At 71.8% G+C, this 5114-nt stretch carries 6 protein-coding genes; 4 read left to right on the forward strand and 2 right to left on the reverse strand.

Features of this window, described 5'->3' with window-relative positions:
• Positions 1–528, forward strand: a 528-nt coding sequence (locus GL263_RS21145; protein ID WP_228456715.1) for a GNAT family N-acetyltransferase, incomplete at its 5' end; no start/stop codon positions are given.
• A gap of 31 nt (positions 529–559) precedes the next feature.
• On the opposite strand, the gene GL263_RS21150 is transcribed toward GL263_RS21145, so the two are convergent.
• Positions 560–1084: a DUF4240 domain-containing protein gene (locus GL263_RS21150; RefSeq protein ID WP_182857324.1), complete on the reverse strand. Its 525-nt coding sequence runs from the start codon at positions 1082–1084 to the stop codon at positions 560–562.
• Between the two features lie 239 nt (positions 1085–1323).
• On the opposite strand from GL263_RS21150, the gene GL263_RS21155 reads away from it, so the two are divergent.
• Positions 1324–2247: an SDR family oxidoreductase gene (locus GL263_RS21155; protein WP_182857320.1), complete on the forward strand. Its 924-nt coding sequence runs from the start codon at positions 1324–1326 to the stop codon at positions 2245–2247.
• On the opposite strand, the gene GL263_RS21160 is transcribed toward GL263_RS21155, so the two are convergent.
• A complete protein-coding gene (locus tag GL263_RS21160) occupies positions 2238–3278 on the reverse strand; it encodes a helix-turn-helix transcriptional regulator (protein WP_182857321.1) in 1041 nt (346 codons plus the stop codon). The two genes, GL263_RS21155 and GL263_RS21160, sit on opposite strands and share 10 nt — an antisense overlap.
• 132 nt (positions 3279–3410) lie before the next feature.
• On the opposite strand from GL263_RS21160, the gene GL263_RS21165 reads away from it, so the two are divergent.
• Together GL263_RS21165 and GL263_RS21170 are read left to right on the forward strand one after the other, a co-directional pair.
• A complete protein-coding gene (locus GL263_RS21165) occupies positions 3411–4937 on the forward strand; it encodes a sodium-dependent transporter (protein ID WP_182857322.1) in 1527 nt (508 codons plus the stop codon).
• On the forward strand, positions 4937–5077 hold the full coding sequence (locus GL263_RS21170; protein WP_182857323.1) for a methionine/alanine import family NSS transporter small subunit: 141 nt from the start codon (positions 4937–4939) through the stop codon (positions 5075–5077). Before GL263_RS21165 ends, GL263_RS21170 begins: the two co-directional genes overlap by 1 nt.
• Positions 5078–5114 lie beyond the last annotated feature (37 nt).

Raw genomic sequence — 5114 nt, forward strand, 5'->3', positions numbered from 1 at the left:
CCCTCACCTGCCGCCCCCTCACGCGCCGTCGCCGTGCGCCCCGCGGAGGAGGCCGACGGCGCCGCGCTCGCGCTGCTCGACCGGGAGACCTGGTCACCGCTGCACGCGGTGACGCCGCCGCCCGAGCCGCCGTACCCGCCGTTCTTCGACGAGCGGCAGCGGCCGGCCGACCTCCTGGTGGCGGAGGTGCCGGACCTGCCGGGGCCGGTGGCGTACCTGAAGCTGGTGCCGCCGACGCCGCTGGCCAGCAACCGGCACGTCCTGCAGATCCAGGGCCTGGCCGTCTCCGAGGCGGCGCGCGGCCGGGGCGTCGCCCGGGCGCTGCTGCGCGCGGCGGCGCAGCGGGCGCGGGCGCGGGGCGCGCGTCGGATCACGCTGCGGGTGCTCGCCCCGAACGCGCCGGCGCGCGCGCTCTACGCCGCCGAGGGATACGTGGAGGAGGGCGTGCAGCGCGGGGAGTTCCTGATCGACGGCCGGTACGTGGACGACGTCCTGATGGCGCTCGACCTCGCCTCGCGCGCCGGGTGAGCCCGCACGACGGGGCTCGCGCGGTGGTGCCTCAGGAGACGCGGAAGCGCTTCCACAGCCGCGGGTAGCGCTGCGACATCGCCCTGTCGTTCTCGAAGTCCGGCGGGGTGCCGAGCGGCTCGTCCGGCGGGTCGGACAGCCCCAGGTCCGGCAGTTCGGAGCCGATGAGCTGGTTGTAGGCGTCGTCGGCGGCGAAGCCGATGTCCTCGCCGTCGCCGTCGACGTCCGGGTCGAAGTCCGACAGCAGGTCGGCGAGGGCGTCCGGGTCGTCGTGCAGGGCGCCCTCGAACACCGCCCTGCCCTGGCCGATGAGCCAGCAGCGGAAGGAGTCGAAGACGTCGTCGCTCGCGCCGTCGAGCAGCACCCACGCCGCGCCCCACAGATCCCAGCGGTAGCTGCGCAGGAAGCGCGCCTCGAAGTGGCGGGCGAAGTCGGTGACCGACTCGGGGTCGAGCTGCACGAGGCGTTCGACCAGCAGCTCCGCGTGCTCGACGGGGTCGCCTTCGGCGGCCTCGCGGGCGCTGTCGACCAGCTCCCAGAACTCGTCCTCGTGCATCGTCACGGGACCAGCATCGTCCCGGGTCGGCGCGGGCGCACCCGGAGTAGTCCAGAAGCTCGACATGCCCGCCCCGCGCGCCGCGCCGGTGAAGATCGGAACACGCCGGGGAAACCCGACAGGAGATGTCGGGTTTTGGTGTGAGCGTGGCCGTGCCGCAGAGGGGACGCCGGGCCGGGACGGGGGCCGCCGGACGGATCCCGTGTGGCGATCCCGAGTCACGTACACGAGGAGAGACGATGAGTACGCAGCAGCCGCTCGCCGGCCGGGTCGCGCTGGTCGCCGGGGCCACGAGGGGCGCCGGCCGGGCGACGGCCGTCGAACTGGGCAGGGCGGGGGCCACCGTCTACGCCACCGGGCGCACCACCAGGGAGCACGTCAGCGAGGTCGGCCGGGCGAGCGAGACGATCGAGGAGACGGCCGAACTGGTCACCGCCGCCGGCGGCACGGGGATCGGCGTGGCCGTGGACCATCTGGTGTCCGAACAGGTCGCCGAACTGGTCGACCGCATCGACCGCGAGCAGGGTCGACTGGACGTCCTCGTCAACGACATCTGGGGCGGCGACCACCTCGTCGGCTGGGACAAGCGGCTGTGGCAGCACGACCTCGCGGAGGGTCTGCGCGCGCTGCGGCTCGGCGTCGAGACGCATCTGGTCACCAGCCACCACGCCCTGCCGCTGCTGGTCCGCGAGCCGGGCGGGCTGGTCGTCGAGGTCACCGACGGCACGAAGGAGTACAACGGGCACCGCTACCGGGAGCCGATGTTCTACGACCTGGCGAAGGTGGCGCCGCAGCGGATCGTCTTCGGACTGAGCCAGGAGCTGAAGGAGTTCGGGGCGACGGCGGTGTGCGTCACCCCCGGCTGGCTGCGGTCGGAGGCGATGCTGGACACCCACTTCAAGGTGACCGAGGAGACCTGGCGGGAGGGTGCCCGCACCAACCCCGACTTCCTGATCTCCGAGACACCCGCCTATCTGGCCCGGGGGATCGCCAGGCTGGCCGCCGACCCGACGGTGCACCGCTTCAACGGCAGATGCCTCGCCAGCGTCGACCTGGCCCGGGAGTACGGCCTGACGGACGTCGACGGGTCGCGACCGGACGCCTGGCGGTTCCTGGAGGACCGCGACAAGGGGCGGGAGGCCGACCCGGCGGACTACCGCTGACCGTCCGCGCCCTCGGGGAAGGCGCCGTACAGTCCGGCGGTCGCGGCGGCGGCCCGCGCGAGCCGATCGCGCAGGGCCGCCGGCTCCAGCACCTCGCACTCCGGGCCGAGACCGAGCAGCTGGGAGTACGCCACGTCGAGGGACTCCACCGGCAGCCGGACGACCAGCCGTTCGGAGCCGTCGGGGTGGGCGTCGGGCCGGGCGTCGGCCAGCGCCTCGGCGACCGCCTCACGGTTGCCGTGCACGTGGGGCAGCAGCCGGGCGCCGGCCTCGGTGAGCCGCAGCAGCACGTCGGTGCGCAGCAGGGATCGGGCGAAGGCGGAGGAGTGGTCGGCCCAGAAGGACGCCAGGTCGAAGTCGGGGTCGCGGTCGAAGCGCCGATCGCCGGTGGTGAGCCGGGTCAGCCGCTCGACCCGGTAGACCCGGAAGCCGCTTCCGGCCACCCGGGCCGCCAGGTACCAGACGCCCGCCTTGAGGACCAGCCCGTACGGCTCGACCTCCCGCTCGACCTCGTGCGCGGGCTGTCCGGGGCCCTCGTCGCCGCGTCGCCCGCGCAGGTAACCGACCGTCACCGGCAGGTCGTCCCACACCGCCTCGGCGAGCGCCGGCAGCAGCGGGGGCGTGCGCGGTTCGCGCCACCAGGAGGGCGCGTCGAGATGGAAGCGCTGGGCGGCGGTGTCCTGAGCGTCGCTCAGCTCGGGGGCGAGCGCGGCGGTCACCTTGAGCCGGGCCGCCGATGCCGAGTCGGCCAGGCCCAGCTCCCGCAGCGCGCCGGGCACGCCCGACAGGAACAGCAACTCGGCCTCCGTACGGCCCATTCCGGTCAGCCGCGTCCGGTATCCACCGATGAGGCGGTACCCTCCGGCGCGCCCCCGGTCGGCGTACACCGGGATGCCCGCCTCGGACAGCGCGGCCACGTCCCGTGCCACCGTACGCTCGGAAACCTCCAGCTCAGCGGCGAGTTCACCGGCGGTCATCGCCCTTCTGTGCTGAAGTAGGAGGACCAGTCTGATGAGCCGGGCGGCGCGCATGACGCCATTGTGCCGTGCGGGCGTCTGACGGTCCGTCGTCTCACTGGTTGAGCCAAATGCCGCTCGGGATGTGATGACCGGTCGGCGCTGCTAGCGTGCAGCCACCCCGCAAGTCAGCAAGGATGCGTACATATGGCTATTAAACCCCGCGAACAGTGGGGGACCCGCCTGGGCTTCCTCTTGGCCGCCATCGGATCGGCCATCGGGCTCGGCAACATCTGGCGCTTTCCCGCCGAGGCCTACCGCAACGGCGGAGGAGCGTTTCTGCTCCCCTATCTGATCGCTCTGATCACCGCCGGCCTACCGCTGCTGATCCTCGAGTACACGATCGGCCGCCGGTTCCGCAAGTCCCCGCCGGCCGCGTTCCGCAAGCTCGCCCGCAAGGCCGAGTTCCTCGGCTGGTGGCAGGTCCTCATCTGCTTTGTGATCGCCACCTACTACGCCGTGATCCTCGCCTGGGCGGTGCGGTACGTCGGCTTCGCCTTCACCGAGCAATGGGGCGACGAGCCCGACGCCTTCCTCTTCGGGAACTTCCTCCAGGTGGGGGACACCCCGGGCGAGTTCGGCGGCTTCGTCGGCGGGGTCTTCTGGCCGCTGCTGGCGGTGTGGGTCGTCACGCTGGGCATCCTGGCGCTCGGCGTGCGGCGCGGCATCGAGTGGGCGAACAAGATCTTCATCCCCACCCTTGTCGTGTTCTTCCTCATCCTGGTGGTGCGGGCGCTCACGCTGGAGGGCGCGGAGGTCGGCCTGGACGCGTTCTTCACGCCCGACTGGAGTGCGCTGCGGGACGGCAACGTGTGGGTGGCGGCCTACGGGCAGATCTTCTTCTCCCTGTCCATCGGCTTCGGCATCATGATCACCTACGCCTCGTACCTGCGGAGACGGTCCGACCTGACCGGCTCGGCGATGGTCGCCGGCCTGTCGAACTCGTCCTTCGAACTGCTCGCCGGCATCGGCGTGTTCGCCACGCTCGGCTTCATGACCGCGAGCACCGGCGTCCCGCTGGACGAGCTGGTCACCAGCGGTATCGGTCTGGCGTTCGTGGCCTTCCCGACGATCATCTCCAGCATGCCGGCAGGCGCCTTCTTCGGTGTCCTGTTCTTCGTCTCGCTGGTCATCGCCGGCCTCAGCTCGCTGATCAGCATCGTGCAGGTCATCATCTCCGCGGTGATGGACCGCACCGGGATGAGCCGGGTGCAGGCGGTGGTGATCGTCGGCGGTCTGACCGCGCTGACCTCGCTGCTGCTCTTCCCGCGCACCGGCGGCCTGTACTTCCTCGACGCCTCGGACCGGTTCATCAACCGGTACGGCATCGCGCTGGCCTCGCTGATCGTGCTGATCGTCATCGGCTGGGTGCTGCGGAAGCTCGGCGAGCAGCAGGCGGAGGCGGACGCCACCTCGGCGATCATGCTCGGCCGCTGGTGGAAGTTCTGCCTGGCAGTCATCACCCCCGTGGTACTGGGCATCATGCTGTTCGACTCCCTGCGCCAGGAGCTGGAGTCCAACTACGAGGAATACTCCACCGGCTTCCTGCTGGCCGCCGGCTGGGGTGTGGCCGCCGGCGCGCTGGTGGTCGCGATCCTCCTCTCGCTCATCCCGTGGCGGCGCAACATGGACGAGGACCTGGCCGCCCTCCACCTGGACAAGAGGAGCAGCTGATGTCCACGAGCGCCATCGTGATGATGATCGTTTCGATCGTGCTGATCTGGGGCGGCCTGGCCGCCGCGATCTGGAAGCTGCGCGGCCACCCCGAGGAGGTCGAGCCGCGGCAGGACACCGGGCGCCCGGTCGGCGACTGACCGGCGGGCCCCGGCCGGCACGGCACGCACAGGGGGG

It is taken from the genome of Streptomyces durbertensis, from assembly GCF_014156695.1.
GTDB lineage: Bacteria > Actinomycetota > Actinomycetes > Streptomycetales > Streptomycetaceae > Streptomyces > Streptomyces durbertensis.